The sequence below is a fragment of the Streptomyces sp. 3-6 genome, assembly GCF_056323165.1.
This window is the reverse complement of record NZ_JBWHZP010000001.1, coordinates 747893-760887: the sequence shown is the minus strand read 5'-3', so window position 1 is coordinate 760887 and position 12995 is coordinate 747893. Positions and strand designations below refer to the sequence as shown.

Below are 12995 nucleotides of genomic sequence, written 5' to 3'. Positions count from 1 at the left end.
GACCCTACTGACCGGAGCCGGACACGCCGGAACCGGCGCCGTCGGCGGGTGCGTCCGGGGAGCCGCCGGCGGAGCCGTCCGCGAGGAGCACGTCGGCGTCGAAGCAGGTGCGGGCGCCGGTGTGGCAGGCGGCGCCGACCTGGTCGACCTTGACCAGCACGGTGTCGGCGTCGCAGTCCAGGGCGACGGACTTCACCCACTGGACGTGGCCGGAGGTGTCCCCCTTGACCCAGTACTCCCCGCGGCTGCGGGACCAGTAGGTGCAGCGGCCGGTGGTGAGCGTGCGGTGCAGCGCCTCGTCGTCCATCCAGCCCAGCATCAGCACCTGACCGGTGTCGTACTGCTGGGCGATGGCGGGCAGGAGACCGTCGGGGGTCCGCTTGAGGCGCGCGGCGATCTCGGGGGCGAGCGGGCTGGGCCGGGACGTGCTGGTCATACGGGCCATTGTGCCGCGCCCGGCGGGCCGGCCCGGTCGTCGTCCGACTGGTGGGCGGCCCCCGGGCGGGCCGCGCGCGGTGCCCGGGCCGCGGGCGACCGGTGGGCGCGGCGCCCGGGCCGCGGGCGACCGGTGGGCGCGGCGCCCGTGCGGCCGTAGGCTGGCCGGCATGTCGACCCATGCCAAGCGTGAACGACTTCTCCTGGCCGACCTGCTGGAGACCGCGGGGCCGGACGCGCCCACCCTCTGCGAGGGCTGGCGGACCCGGGACCTGGCCGCCCATGTGGTGGTGCGCGAGCGCCGCCCCGACGCCGCGGGCGGGATGCTGGTCAAACAGCTCGCGCCCCGCCTGGAGCGGGTGACGGCGGAGTTCACCGCCAAGCCGTACGAGGAGCTGATCCAGCTCATCCGCAGCGGCCCGCCCCGCTTCTCGCCCTTCAACCTCAAGCAGGTCGACGAGCTGTCGAACACCGTCGAGTTCTACGTGCACACCGAGGACGTCCGGCGGGCCCAGCCGGACTGGACGCCGCGGGAGCTGGACCCGGTGTTCCAGAACGCCCTGTGGTCGCGGCTGGAGCGCACCGCCCGGCTGATGGGCCGCTCGGTCCCGACGGGACTGGTGCTGCGCCGCCCGGACGGCCAGACGGTGGTCGCGCACCGGGGCACGCCGGTGGTCACGGTGACCGGGGAGCCGTCGGAGCTGGTGCTGTTCGCCTACGGCCGGCAGGACGCCGCCCGGGTGGACCTGGCCGGTGACGAGGAGGCCGTCACCAAGCTGCGGGAGAGCAAGCAGCTCGGCATCTGAGCCCCGGGGCCGGGGCAGCCGGAGCGTGGCCGCTGCCGGTCCCGCGAGGACGCCCGGGGGTCTCCTCCGCGGGAGGCCCCGGGCGGGCCGGTGGCCGCGAGGCGCGGGCGGGCGTCGCGCCGGTCGCGCACCGCCCGCGTCCCCGGTGGCGCCGGGCGGCCGGGGGCGTGGTCTCAGCGGACCGGGTGGCCCGCCTCGCGCAGGGTGTCCTTGACCTGGCCGATGCGCAGGTCGCCGAAGTGGAAGACGGAGGCGGCCAGGACCGCGTCCGCCCCGGCCTCGACGGCGGGCGCGAAGTCGGCGAGCCGGCCCGCGCCGCCGGAGGCGATCACCGGCACCGTGACGTGCTTGCGGACCGCGGTGATCATCTCCAGGTCGTAGCCGTCCTTGGTGCCGTCGGCGTCCATGGAGTTGAGCAGGATCTCGCCGGCGCCCAGGTCCGCCGCCCGGTGGGCCCACTCGACGGCGTCGATGCCGGTGCCGCGGCGGCCCCCGTGGGTGGTCACCTCGTAAGCGGGCCCGTCCGTGCCCTCCGGGGTGCGCCGGGCGTCCACGGACAGCACCAGGACCTGGCGGCCGAACCGTTCGGCGATCTCCCGGATCAGCTCGGGGCGGGCGATCGCGGCGGTGTTCACCCCGACCTTGTCGGCGCCCGCCCGCAGCAGCCGGTCCACGTCCTCGGCGGTGCGGACGCCGCCGCCCACCGTGAGCGGGATGAACACCTGCTCGGCGGTGCGGCGGACCACGTCGTAGGTGGTCTCGCGGTTGCCCGACGAGGCGGTGATGTCCAGGAAGGTCAGCTCGTCGGCGCCCTCGGCGTCGTACACCTTGGCCATCTCGACGGGGTCGCCCGCGTCGCGCAGGTTCTGGAAGTTCACGCCCTTGACGACCCGGCCGTTGTCCACGTCCAGGCAGGGGATGACTCGGACCGCCAGGGTCATGAATCCACGGCTCCTCTGCATGCTTCGATCTCCACCGACACCAGCACGCGCAGGTCCACGAACCCCTCCACCACGAGGAAGGTCGTGACCGGGCGCACCGTGTCGAACAGCTCCTTGTGGGCCCGGCCCACGGCGTCGATGTCCCGGGAGTGTGCGAGATGCACACGGGTACGGATCACCGACTCCGGGCCGAGCCCGAACTCCCCGATCGCCTCCAGGGCGGCGCCGAAGGCCGCCCGGGCCTGTGCGTAGGGGTCGCCCTCGCCGTGCAGCACGCCGCCCCGGAAGGCCGTGGTGCCCCCGACGAGCACGCGGTCCCCCGCCGCGACGGCGCGGGCGGAGCCGAAGGACTCCTCCCAGGGGCTCCCGCTCCGCACGCGCCGCACGGCGTCGGACGTCATCGGGCCGCGGCCTCCACGGCCTGGAGGGCCTCCTCCAGGGTGAACGCCTTGGCGTACAGGGCCTTGCCGACGATGGCGCCCTCCACCCCCAGCGGGACGAGGTCCGCGATGGCCCGCAGGTCGTCCAGGGAGGAGACGCCGCCGGAGGCGACGACCGGGCGGTCGGTGGCCGCGCAGACGTTCTTCAGCAGCTCCAGGTTGGGGCCCTGGAGGGTGCCGTCCTTGGCGATGTCGGTGACGACGTAGCGGGCGCAGCCCTCCTTGTCGAGGCGCTCCAGCGTCTCGTACAGGTCGCCCCCGTCGCGGGTCCAGCCGCGCCCGCGCAGGGTGGTGCCGCGCACGTCCAGGCCGACGGCGATCCGCTCGCCGTGCTCGGCGATGACCCCGGCGACCCACTCGGGGGTCTCCAGGGCGGCGGTGCCGAGGTTGACGCGGGTGCAGCCGGTGGCGAGCGCGGCGGCCAGGGTGGCGTCGTCGCGGATGCCGCCGGACAGCTCCACCTTGATGTCCATGGCGCCGGTGACCTCGGCGATCAGCTCCCGGTTGTCCCCGGTGCCGAACGCGGCGTCCAGGTCGACCAGGTGCAGCCACTCGGCGCCGGCCCGCTGCCAGGCGAGGGCGGCGTCGAGCGGGGAGCCGTAGGAGGTCTCGGTGCCGGACTCGCCGTGCACGAGACGGACGGCCTGGCCGTCACGGACGTCGACGGCGGGGAGGAGTTCGAGCTTGGCCATGTCGCTACAGGGTTCCGATCCAGTTGGTGAGGAGCTGGGCACCGGCGTCGCCGGACTTCTCGGGGTGGAACTGGGTGGCCCACAGGGCGCCGTTCTCCACGGCCGCCACGAAGGGCTTGCCGTGGGTGGCCCAGGTGACCGCGGGCGGGCGCATCGCCGGGTTCTGCGCCGTGAACGACCAGTCGTGCACGGCGTAGGAATGCACGAAGTAGAACCGGGCGTCCGCGTCGAGGCCGGCGAACAGCCGCGAGTCCTCGGGCGGCCGGACGGTGTTCCAGCCCATGTGGGGCACGACGTCGGCCTGGAGCGGCTCGACCGAACCGGGCCACTCGTCGAGGCCCTCGGTCTCCACGCCGTGTTCGATGCCGCGGGCGAAGAGGATCTGCATGCCGACGCAGATGCCCATCACGGGGCGTCCGCCGGCCAGGCGGCGGTCGACGATCCAGTCGCCGCGGGCCTCCTTGAGGCCCTTCATGCAGGCGGCGAAGGCGCCGACGCCGGGGACCAGCAGGCCGTCGGCGTTCATCGCGCGGTCGTAGTCGCGGGTGATCTCGACCTCGGCCCCGGCGCGGGCCAGGGCCCGCTCGGCGGAGCGCACGTTGCCGAAGCCGTAGTCGAAGACCACCACCTTCTTGGTGGTGCTCACGTCACACCTCCAGGCGCAGGACGCCCGCGAGCAGACACAGTCCGGCCCCGAAGCCGAGCACCGCGATCAGCCCTTTGGGCATCCCCTGCTTGACGAAGGAGATGATGCCGCCGACGAAGAACAGGCCGACGACGATCAGCAGGGTGGACAGGCCGTTCACAGGGCGCCCTTCGTGGAGGGCACGATGCCCGCCGAGCGCGGGTCCCGCTCGCTGGCGTAGCGCAGGGCCCGGGCGAGGGCCTTGAACTGGCACTCCACGATGTGGTGCGCGTTGCGCCCGTAGGGCACGTGGACGTGCAGGGCGACCTGGGCCTGGGCCACGAAGGACTCCAGGATGTGCCGGGTCATCGTGGTGTCGTACTCGCCGATCATCGGCGCCATCTTCTCCGGCTCGGTGTGCACCAGGTAGGGGCGGCCGGAGAGGTCGACGGTGACCTGGGCGAGGGACTCGTCGAGGGGCACCGTGCAGTTGCCGAAGCGGTAGATGCCCTTCTTGTCGCCGAGTGCCTGCTTGAAGGCGGCACCGAGGGCGAGGGCGGTGTCCTCGATGGTGTGGTGCGAGTCGATGTGCAGGTCGCCCTCGGTCTTCACGGTGAGGTCGAACAGCCCGTGCCGGCCGATCTGGTCGAGCATGTGGTCGTAGAAGCCGACCCCCGTGGAGATCTCGGTCTTCCCGGTGCCGTCGAGGTCGATCTCGACGAGGACGGACGTTTCCTTGGTGGTGCGTTCCACGCGTCCTACGCGGGTCATGCGCTCTGCTCCTTCGGGGAGGACGTGGGGGTGTCCCCCGTCAACAACTGCTTGTCACGGACCGCGTCGAGGAACGCGTCGTTCTCCGCCGGGGTGCCCGCGGTGACCCGCAGCCAGCCCGGTACTCCGTTGTCCCGGACCAGGACGCCCCGGTCGAGGATCCGCTGCCATGCGGCGTGGGCGTCGGCGAACCGGCCGAACTGGACGAAGTTCGCGTCCGAGGCGGTCACCTCGTAGCCGAGGGTACGCAGCTCGGCGACCAGCCGGTCCCGCTCCGCCTTCAGCTGCTCCACGTACTTCAGCAGCAGGTCGGTGTGGTCCAGGGCGGCCAGCGCGGTCGCCTGGGTGACGGCCGACAGGTGGTAGGGCAGCCGGACGAGCTGGACGGCGTCCACGACCGCGGGGTGCGCGGCGAGGTAGCCGAGGCGCAGTCCGGCCGCGCCGAACGCCTTGGACATGGTGCGGGAGACCACGAGGTGCGGCCGGCCGTCGAGCAGCGGCAGCAGCGAGTCGCCGTGGCTGAACTCGACGTACGCCTCGTCCACGATCACCATCGACGGCTTGGCGGCCTGCGCGGCGTCGTAGAGGGCGCGGACGGTGTCGGCGGGGACGGCGTTGCCGGTGGGGTTGTTGGGGGTGGTGACGAAGACGACGTCCGGCCGGTGCTCGGCGATCGCCCGCTCGGCCGCGGTGACGCCGATCGAGAAGTCGGCCTCGCGCGGCCCGGAGATCCAGCCGGTGCCGGTGCCCCGGGCGATCAGGGCGTGCATGGAGTACGACGGCTCGAAGCCGAGCGCGGTGCGGCCGGGCCCGCCGAAGGTCTGCAGCAGCTGCTGGATGACCTCGTTGGAGCCGTTGGCCGCCCAGACCTCGCCCACGCCGACGGGGTACCCGGAGGTCTCCGTGAGGTAGGCGGCGAGCCGGGTGCGCAGCTCGACGGCGTCCCGGTCCGGGTAGCGGTTGAGGTCGCGGGCGGCCTCGCGGACCCGCTCGGCGATGGACTCGACGAGCGGTTCGGGCAGCGGGTAGGGGTTCTCGTTGGTGTTCAGCCGTACGGGCACGTCGAGCTGGGGCGCGCCGTAGGGGGACTTGCCCCGCAGTTCGTCGCGTACGGGGAGTGCGTCGATCGAAGTGGTCACTTGCTCGTCGGTACCTTCCAGCCGAACCTCGCCTTGATCGCCGCGCCGTGCGCGGGCAGGTCCTCCGCCTCCGCCAGGGTCACCACGTGGTGGGCGACGTCGGCGAGCGCGTCCCGGCCGTAGTCGACGATGTGGATGCCGCGCAGGAACGACTGCACGGACAGGCCCGAGGAGTGGCAGGCGCAGCCGCCGGTGGGCAGGACGTGGTTGGAGCCGGCCGCGTAGTCGCCGAGGGAGACGGGAGCCCAGGGGCCGACGAAGATGGCGCCCGCGTTGCGCACCCGGTCGGCGACCGCGGCGGCGTCGGCGGTCTGGATCTCCAGGTGCTCGGCGCCGTAGGCGTCGACCACGCGCAGGCCCTCCTCGACGCCGTCGACGAGGACGGTGGCGGACTGCTTGCCGGACAGGGCCGGCACGATCCGGTCGTCGATGTGCTTGGTGGCCGCGACCTGCCGGGCCAGCTCCGCGTCGACCGCGTCGGCCAGCTCCGGCGAGTCGGTGACCAGGACGGCGGCGGCCAGCGGGTCGTGCTCGGCCTGGCTGATCAGGTCGGCGGCGACGTGCACCGGGTCGGCGGTGGCGTCGGCGAGGATGGCGATCTCGGTGGGGCCGGCCTCGGCGTCGATGCCGATCTTCCCGGTGAAATAGCGCTTGGCGGCGGCCACCCAGATGTTGCCGGGGCCGGTGACCATCGCGGCGGGCGGGCAGGACTCGGTGCCGTGCGCGAACATCGCGACGGCGGTGGCGCCGCCCGCGGCGTAGACCTCGTCGACGCCGAGCAGGGCGCAGGCGGCGAGGATCGTCGGGTGCGGCAGCCCGCCGAAGTCGGCCTGGGCCGGGGAGGCGAGGGCGATCGACGGGACGCCCGCCTCCTGCGCCGGGACCACGTTCATGATCACGGAGGAGGGGTAGACGGACCGGCCGCCGGGCGCGTAGAGCCCCACGCGGTCGACCGGGACCCACTTCTCGGTGACCGTGCCGCCCGGCACCACCTGGGTGGTGCGGGTGCTGCGGCGCTGCTCGCGGTGGACGACGCGGGCGCGGCGGATGGACTCCTCCAGGGCCGCGCGCACGGCGGGATCGAGCCCTTCCAGGGCGTCGTCGAGGGCACGGGCCGGGACCCGGACCGACTCCAGGCGCACCCCGTCGAACTTCTCGGCGAAGTCGATCAGCGCCGCGTCGCCGCGATGATGCACGGCCTCGGCGATCGGCCGCACCTTCTCCAGGGCGGTCGCCACGTCGAAGTCGGCGCGCGGCAGCAGGTCGCGCAGCGCGGGGCCCTCGGGGAGGGCGTCGCCGCGCAGATCGATTCGGGCCAGGAAGGAATGTTGCAGCACGGGACCAATTCTCTCAGACCCGCGACGGAGCCCGTGCGCCCGTTCCAATGGCTGATACGCGCCACCTTCGGTGACCGTCCGCGCACACGGGCCTCACTGTTTTCACTTTCCGTGTTCAACCGGTCACCGGATCGGGCATCACCGTTGGTACGAAGGTCCGAACCGGCGAGTATCCGGGAGGGAGGGGAAGGCCGTGACCGACGGGACGGGACCGGGCTCGGGAGAGCCGCCGCAGGATCTGACGCCGGTGGAGGCGGGCATGTGGCAGGCGTTCCGCGACGGCAGCGTGTACGACCTCAGCAGCGGCGACCCCGACGTCGACGACCCCCACGGGCCGCACCCCTGGGGGCCGGAGCGGACCGTCCGCGCCCGGGTCGTGTGCTGGCTGCTGCTGGACGGTCCGCCCGCGCTGACCGGCCGGGTCTCCTCGCTGAAGCTGGTGGGCATGCGGATCAGCGGCACGCTCGACCTGGCGGGCGGCACGGTGGTGCCGTACGTGCAGATGCGGGGCTGCCGCTTCGAGCGGGACGTGCTGCTGCCGGAGGCCCGCTTCACCACGGTACGGCTGGTGGACTGCTCGATCCCGCGGCTGGAGGCGGCCCGCCTGCACACCGAGGGCGACCTGCACCTGCCGCGCTGCCGGTTCCTGGGCGGCATACGGCTGACGGACGCCCGGATCGGCACCGACCTGCTGCTCAACCAGGCCGTGGTGCACCGGGACCGCAGCGGCCGCTCGCTGGCCGGGGACGGCATGACGGTGGGCCAGGACCTGACGGCGGAGATGCTGGAGTCGCACGGCGAACTGAGCCTGCGCAGCGCGCAGATAGGCGTCTCGCTGAGCCTGCGCGGCGCCCGGCTGAACAACCCGCACGCGCGGCTCGCGCTCAACGCGCCCCAGCTGACGGTGGAGCGGTCGCTGTACCTGACCCCGGCGGGGCTCGGTTCCCAGGCGCGCAGCGGCATGACACCGGCGCGCGGGACGCGGATACAGCGCTTCGACTGCCGGGGCGGGATACGCCTGGACGACGGGCGGTTCGGGGACGCGGTCGACTTCGAGCGGGCGCGTTTCGTCCTCACCGACGACCAGGAGCTGTCCCTGCGCCGGGTGCAGACGTCCGAACTGCGCTTCCTCGGGGAGCGGCCGGCGCGCGGCCGGGTGGTGCTGTCCGGGGCCCGGGTGGTGAACCTGATGGACCGCGCGGACAGCTGGCCCGGGCCCGGCCGCCTGCACATGGGGGGCTTCACCTACGAGAACCTGGTGCCGCGCGGCCCGTTCCCGCTGGAGATGCGGCTGCGGTGGGTGGCCGCGGCGAGCGCCGAGTACAACCCGGAGCCGTACGAGCGGCTGGCCGCCGTCCTGCGGGAGAGCGGCGAGGACGAGGACGCCCGCGAGGTGCTGCTGGCCAAGCAGCGCCGCCGCCGCGAGAGCCTCCCGGTCGCGGCGAAGCTCTGGGGGTACGCCCAGGACTGGACGGTGGCCTACGGGTACCGGCCCGGCCGGGCCGCCGTGTGGATGGCGGTGCTGTGGGCGGGCGGGTCCCTGGCGTTCGCCCGCGCGCACCACCCGCCGATCAAGAGCGGCGAGCACCCCGCCTGGAACCCGTCCCTGTTCGCCCTGGACCTGCTGCTGCCGGTCATCGACCTCGGCCAGGTGGGCTTCTGGCAGCTGCGGGGCGGCTGGCAGTGGCTGGCGGCGGCGTTCGTCCTGCTGGGCTGGACTCTGGCCACCACGGTCGCGGCCGGCGCGACCCGGACCCTGCGGCGCCACTGAGGACCCGGACCCTGCGGCGCCACTGAGGGCGGCGGGTGGGGCAGCCGGGGCCGCCGGGCAGCCGTCGGCGGGCGGCGACGACCGGCGACGACCGGCGGTAACCCTCGGGCTTCCGGCCGCCTCCTGTACGGGCCCCGTGGCTTCCGGGCGCCCCGGTCCGAGTCCTGTGGCTTCCGGGCGCCTTGCTGCGGGTCCGTGCGGAGCCCCTGGGGTTCCGGGGACACCATTTTGCCGTCCCTTGACCGAGCGGCGTACAACCTTCCGCGACTTCCATGCCAGGGGTGGCGCCGCTGTGACCTGCGGTCTTTCAATGGTCGACACCATGACCCCGCCGCACTCCTCCACCCGTTCGTCCCGGATCCGCGGGCTCAGGGGGTTCCGGCGCCCCGCGCCCGCCCCGGCCTCCTCCCCTGGTGCCATCACCCTGCCGGCCGACGACGACGTCCTGCTCGACGCACCCGACGACGTGCTGGGCCCCGCCCTGGTGGGTGCCGCCGCCGGAGACCACCGGCCCGCCGCCGACCTGCTCGAGGCGACCCGGCGCACCCGTGCCTGGGAGCGCCGGGACCGCTACGTGCGCCGCCTGGCGGGCTTCGCGCGTTCCCGCCCGGACTGGCTGGACGCCTGGCGGGCGCTCGACCCCGGGAACCCGGACCTGCTGCTGGTGGAGGCCCAGTCGGCGGTGGACCGCGCCTGGGACTCCCCCGCCCGCGCCGAACTGCTGCGCGAGCTGAACCACCTGATCACCGCAGCCGCCCGGGCGGACCACCGGGACCCGGTGCCCTGGCGCCTGGCCCTGGACCACGCGCGCGGCGCCCGCGCCGGGCACCGGTACGTCGAGGAGGTGTGGGCTGCCGCCGTCCGCCGCGCCCCGCACCACTACGGCAGCCATGTGGCCGCCCTGCGCTACCTGGCGTCCGCCTGGCACGGCGCGCACCGCGAGTGCTTCGACTTCGCCGACCGGGCGGCGCAGGACGCCCCGGAGGACTCGCTCACCCGGACGCTGCCCCTGCTGGCGGCGTACGGCTACCTGACGGACGGCTGCGGCCCCGAGGTGCCGCGCGCCCGGCTCGACGCGGCGGCCGACCGCGCCGTCGCCCTGTCCGCGCGCCTTCCGGCGGGCCGGTCCTGGCCCGCCGGACCGCGCAACCTGCTGATCCACGTCCTGGTCCGCCTGGAGCGCTGGACGGACGCCCTGGAGGAGCTGCGCCGCACCGGCCCGTACGCCACCTCCTTCCCCTGGGACCGGGACGCCGAGGACCCGCTGGGCCGGTTCCTGGAGGTCCGCCGCGCCGTGTGCGAGGCGGCGGCGTCCGGCGCTCCGGCCCCCGCGCACGCGCCCCTGCGCGGCGGCCCCGGCCATCCTCGGAGTGAGCGGGGCGGCCGGCCCGGCCCCGGCGACCATTAGGCTTTTGCGTCGTGACCACCGTCCGGCTCCCGCTCTTCCCCCTGAACACCGTGCTGTTCCCGGGGCTCGTGCTCCCGCTCAACGTCTTCGAGGAGCGGTATCGCGCCATGATGCGCGAGCTGCTGAAGACCCCGGAGGACGAGCCGCGCCGGTTCGCCGTCGTGGCGATCCGGGACGGCCACGAGGTGGCGCCCAGCGCCCCCGGCATGCCGGACCCGACGGCCGTGCCGGAGCGCGGACCGGCCGCCGGGTTCGGCGCCGACCCGGCGCGCGCCCTGCACAAGGTCGGGTGCGTGGCCGACGCGGCGACCGTCCGGGAACGGCCCGACGGCACCTTCGAGGTGCTGGCGACCGGCACCACCCGCGTGCGGCTGCTGTCGGTCGACGCCTCGGGGCCCTACCTGGAGGCCGAGCTGGAGACGATCCCCGAGGAACCGGGCGACGAGGCCGGGGCGCTGGCGGAGGGCGTCCTGCGGTCGTTCCAGCAGTACCAGAAGCGGCTCGCCGGGGCGCGGGAGCGTTCCCTGACCACGGGCTCGGAGCTGCCGGACGAGCCGGGCGTGGTGTCCTACCTGGTCGCCGCCGCGATGATGCTGGACGTCCCGACCAAGCAGCGGCTGCTCCAGGCCCCGGACACCGCGTCGCGGCTGCGGGACGAGCTCACCCTGCTGCGCACGGAGACGGCCATCATCCGCAACCTGCCCTCGCTGCCCGCGGCGGACCTGACCCGGGGGCCGACGAGCCTCAACTGACACCCCGCGCCGGGCGACCGGGCCGGCCACGCGTCCCGGCGGGGACGGACGGCCGGCGGGTCGGCGCTCGACGCGCTCCGCCCGCGCCGTGCGGCATCCGGCGGACCCACGACGGCAGACCACGAGGACCGGGAGGTACCCGCCGCGATGGCGAAGAAGTCCAGGAAGCAGCAGCCGGGGGGCACCCCCGCGACGGTGGCGCTCACGGCGGCCGGGGTGCCGTTCACGGTGCACGGCTACGAGCACGACCCCGCGCACCCGTCCTACGGGGAGGAGGCGGGCGAGGCGATGGGTGTGGCGCCGGACCGGGTGTTCAAGACGCTGGTGGCGGACGTCGACGGCACGCTGACGGTGGCGGTGGTCCCGGTGGCCGGGCAGCTGGACCTCAAGGCCCTGGCCTCGGCGGTCGGCGGCAAGCGGGCCGCGATGGCCGACCCGGCCCTGGCGGAGCGCACCACGGGCTACGTCCGGGGTGGCATCTCTCCGCTCGGCCAGCGCAAACGGCTCCGCACGGTGCTGGACGCGTCGGCGGCCCGTCATCGGACCGTCTGCGTCTCGGCCGGCCGCCGCGGTCTGGAAGTCGAACTCTCCCCGGACGACCTGGCGGCGCTGACGGACGCGGTCGTCGCGCCGATCGGGCGCGGGTAGGCGGTCGGCCGAGTCGGACGGGACGGCCGGACGGACGGCCGGAGCACGCGGGTGCCGGACCGGGGTGAGCGGACCGTCCGGTTCGTCGACGGGCTGGGCCTGCCGTGGTGCCGGTCCGGGCGGGGACGGGAGTGCCCAGGTGCCGACCCGCGGGGACAGGCCCGGATGCCGATCCGGGCCGGGCGCAGAGACGCGAAGGCTGGGAGGCCCCCCGTACCCGCCCGATTCGGACGCGCAGGCACACCCACGGGGTCGGGTCGCGCACCCTCGGAACGCACTGGCCCCGACGTACGGGATCGTCCGCGCGCTCCCCGGGGCGGACGGTCGGGCGGGAGCGGCGGGCCGGCGTGAGCCGTCACGCAGGAGGAGCGCACGCGCGCGGGCCGCGCCCGCCCCGCACGGCGCCCCCGGACGACGGGTCAGCGTCGGCCGGTCACCGTCGGCCGGTCACCGTGGAGGGAGCCGCCCCGAGGTGCGGGTCGGCCGAGGTGCGGGTCAGGCTCCGGCCGCTCCGTACGGGCCCTGCGGCAGGTGCGGGTCGGCCGGGAGCTGGGGTTCCGGGTCGCGGGGGCCGAACAGCGCGGTGAGCCCGAGGTGCAGGACGAGGGCCGCCAGCGGCCAGGCCAGCAGCGCGCCCTTGGCTCCCAGCTTCATCGGGGCGTCGAAGGTGGCGCCCTCGCCCACCCGGCGCGCCTCGGCGATCACGTCCTGGGCGGGGCCCAGCCACACCCCGAGCCGCCAGGCCAGCACCGAGCCGAGCAGGCCCCCGACGGCCAGCGCCACCACCAGCGGCACCCCGCCGTGCCGGCGGATCAGGAACACCGCGAGCGCGCTCACCGCGCCGAGCGCCAGCGCGAGCAGCGTGAACGTTCCGTCGACGCCGACGGCCTGCTCGCCCTCGGTCTCCTTGACGTAGACGACCCAGTTGCCGTCCACCGCGTCACCGACCAGCGGTACGCGCGGCGCGAGCCACCACCACAGCACCCCGAGCAGCACGCCGCCGAGGGCCACCGCCACCGCGGTCACGGCGGCTTCCCGCAGTTCCGTCTTCATCCCGGGGCCGTCCTGTCCGTACCCGCCGTCCCCGGCGGACCCGGCGGGCCCGGTGTGCGCCGCGTCCTCCGCCGGGGCGGTCGTGCTGCCGGTGAAGGGCCGGCCCGCGGTGGAGGCGGAGTGCTCGTGCGGAGGCGGTGGTGGTGTCAGAGGTGCGCTCACCCTGACATCGTGCCA

15 protein-coding genes are annotated in these 12995 nt (G+C 74.7%); 5 read left to right on the top strand and 10 right to left on the bottom strand.

Annotated elements, in window-relative coordinates:
* Positions 1 to 4 precede the first annotated feature (4 nt).
* Positions 5 to 445, bottom strand: coding sequence for a phosphoribosyl-AMP cyclohydrolase (hisI, locus tag AC02VZ_RS03135; RefSeq protein ID WP_432054054.1), 441 nt, complete (start codon positions 443 to 445; stop codon positions 5 to 7).
* Between the two features lie 160 nt (positions 446 to 605).
* Here hisI and AC02VZ_RS03130 point away from each other — a divergent pair, with 160 nt between their 5' ends.
* The gene (locus AC02VZ_RS03130) at positions 606 to 1241 is read left to right on the top strand and encodes a TIGR03085 family metal-binding protein (protein WP_432054055.1); all 636 of its coding nucleotides are present in this window, start codon (positions 606 to 608) and stop codon (positions 1239 to 1241) included.
* Positions 1242 to 1414: 173 nt separating this feature from the next.
* Here AC02VZ_RS03130 and hisF read toward each other — a convergent pair whose 3' ends face one another.
* The 8 genes from hisF to hisD are packed head-to-tail and all read right to left on the bottom strand — an operon-like array spanning position 1415 to position 7186.
* The gene (gene hisF / locus AC02VZ_RS03125) at positions 1415 to 2182 is read right to left on the bottom strand and encodes an imidazole glycerol phosphate synthase subunit HisF (protein ID WP_476474448.1); all 768 of its coding nucleotides are present in this window, start codon (positions 2180 to 2182) and stop codon (positions 1415 to 1417) included.
* Entirely contained in the window at positions 2179 to 2583 is a 405-nt protein-coding gene (locus AC02VZ_RS03120; RefSeq protein ID WP_476474447.1) for a Rid family hydrolase, read from the bottom strand. Before AC02VZ_RS03120 ends, hisF begins: the two co-directional genes overlap by 4 nt.
* Complete coding sequence (gene priA / locus AC02VZ_RS03115; RefSeq protein ID WP_432054058.1) at positions 2580 to 3314, bottom strand: bifunctional 1-(5-phosphoribosyl)-5-((5-phosphoribosylamino)methylideneamino)imidazole-4-carboxamide isomerase/phosphoribosylanthranilate isomerase PriA; 735 nt, start codon at positions 3312 to 3314, stop codon at positions 2580 to 2582. The genes AC02VZ_RS03120 and priA overlap by 4 nt, the downstream gene beginning before the upstream one ends.
* 4 nt (positions 3315 to 3318) lie before the next feature.
* Positions 3319 to 3960: an imidazole glycerol phosphate synthase subunit HisH gene (gene hisH / locus AC02VZ_RS03110; protein WP_432054059.1), complete on the bottom strand. Its 642-nt coding sequence runs from the start codon at positions 3958 to 3960 to the stop codon at positions 3319 to 3321.
* A gap of 1 nt (position 3961) precedes the next feature.
* Positions 3962 to 4120: a hypothetical protein gene (locus AC02VZ_RS03105; protein WP_432054060.1), complete on the bottom strand. Its 159-nt coding sequence runs from the start codon at positions 4118 to 4120 to the stop codon at positions 3962 to 3964.
* Positions 4117 to 4710, bottom strand: coding sequence for an imidazoleglycerol-phosphate dehydratase HisB (hisB, locus tag AC02VZ_RS03100; protein WP_362089011.1), 594 nt, complete (start codon positions 4708 to 4710; stop codon positions 4117 to 4119). Before hisB ends, AC02VZ_RS03105 begins: the two co-directional genes overlap by 4 nt.
* Positions 4707 to 5849, bottom strand: coding sequence for a histidinol-phosphate transaminase (locus tag AC02VZ_RS03095; RefSeq protein WP_432054061.1), 1143 nt, complete (start codon positions 5847 to 5849; stop codon positions 4707 to 4709). The genes hisB and AC02VZ_RS03095 overlap by 4 nt, the downstream gene beginning before the upstream one ends.
* The gene (hisD, locus tag AC02VZ_RS03090) at positions 5846 to 7186 is read right to left on the bottom strand and encodes a histidinol dehydrogenase (RefSeq protein WP_476474446.1); all 1341 of its coding nucleotides are present in this window, start codon (positions 7184 to 7186) and stop codon (positions 5846 to 5848) included. The genes AC02VZ_RS03095 and hisD overlap by 4 nt, the downstream gene beginning before the upstream one ends.
* Positions 7187 to 7379: 193 nt before the next feature.
* Here hisD and AC02VZ_RS03085 point away from each other — a divergent pair, with 193 nt between their 5' ends.
* From AC02VZ_RS03085 to ybaK, 4 genes are all read left to right on the top strand, one after another.
* Positions 7380 to 8957, top strand: a complete 1578-nt coding sequence (locus AC02VZ_RS03085; RefSeq protein ID WP_476474445.1) for an oxidoreductase — start codon at positions 7380 to 7382, stop codon at positions 8955 to 8957.
* A 310-nt stretch (positions 8958 to 9267) separates the two neighbouring features.
* Positions 9268 to 10365 carry a hypothetical protein gene (locus AC02VZ_RS03080; RefSeq protein WP_476474444.1) on the top strand — a complete coding sequence of 366 codons (1098 nt, stop codon included), beginning with the start codon at positions 9268 to 9270 and terminating at the stop codon, positions 10363 to 10365.
* Between the two features lie 11 nt (positions 10366 to 10376).
* Positions 10377 to 11117: an LON peptidase substrate-binding domain-containing protein gene (locus AC02VZ_RS03075; RefSeq protein WP_432054065.1), complete on the top strand. Its 741-nt coding sequence runs from the start codon at positions 10377 to 10379 to the stop codon at positions 11115 to 11117.
* Between the two features lie 147 nt (positions 11118 to 11264).
* Positions 11265 to 11765 (top strand): Cys-tRNA(Pro) deacylase, encoded by a 501-nt coding sequence (gene ybaK, locus AC02VZ_RS03070; RefSeq protein WP_476474443.1) that lies wholly within the window; start codon positions 11265 to 11267, stop codon positions 11763 to 11765.
* A gap of 495 nt (positions 11766 to 12260) precedes the next feature.
* Here ybaK and AC02VZ_RS03065 read toward each other — a convergent pair whose 3' ends face one another.
* The gene (locus AC02VZ_RS03065) at positions 12261 to 12980 is read right to left on the bottom strand and encodes an AAA family ATPase (protein WP_476474442.1); all 720 of its coding nucleotides are present in this window, start codon (positions 12978 to 12980) and stop codon (positions 12261 to 12263) included.
* Positions 12981 to 12995: the final 15 nt, after the last annotated feature.

Excerpts from the sequence above, each read along its gene's own strand:
- hisI (WP_432054054.1), bottom strand. The coding sequence starts at position 445 with ATGGCCCGTATGACCAGCACGTCCCGGCCCAGCCCGCTCGCCCCCGAG.
- AC02VZ_RS03130 (WP_432054055.1), top strand. The coding sequence starts at position 606 with ATGTCGACCCATGCCAAGCGTGAACGACTTCTCCTGGCCGACCTGCTG.
- hisF (WP_476474448.1), bottom strand. The coding sequence starts at position 2,182 with ATGACCCTGGCGGTCCGAGTCATCCCCTGCCTGGACGTGGACAACGGC.
- AC02VZ_RS03120 (WP_476474447.1), bottom strand. The coding sequence starts at position 2,583 with ATGACGTCCGACGCCGTGCGGCGCGTGCGGAGCGGGAGCCCCTGGGAG.
- priA (WP_432054058.1), bottom strand. The coding sequence starts at position 3,314 with ATGGCCAAGCTCGAACTCCTCCCCGCCGTCGACGTCCGTGACGGCCAG.
- hisB (WP_362089011.1), bottom strand. The coding sequence starts at position 4,710 with ATGACCCGCGTAGGACGCGTGGAACGCACCACCAAGGAAACGTCCGTC.
- AC02VZ_RS03080 (WP_476474444.1), top strand. The coding sequence starts at position 9,268 with ATGGTCGACACCATGACCCCGCCGCACTCCTCCACCCGTTCGTCCCGG.
- ybaK (WP_476474443.1), top strand. The coding sequence starts at position 11,265 with ATGGCGAAGAAGTCCAGGAAGCAGCAGCCGGGGGGCACCCCCGCGACG.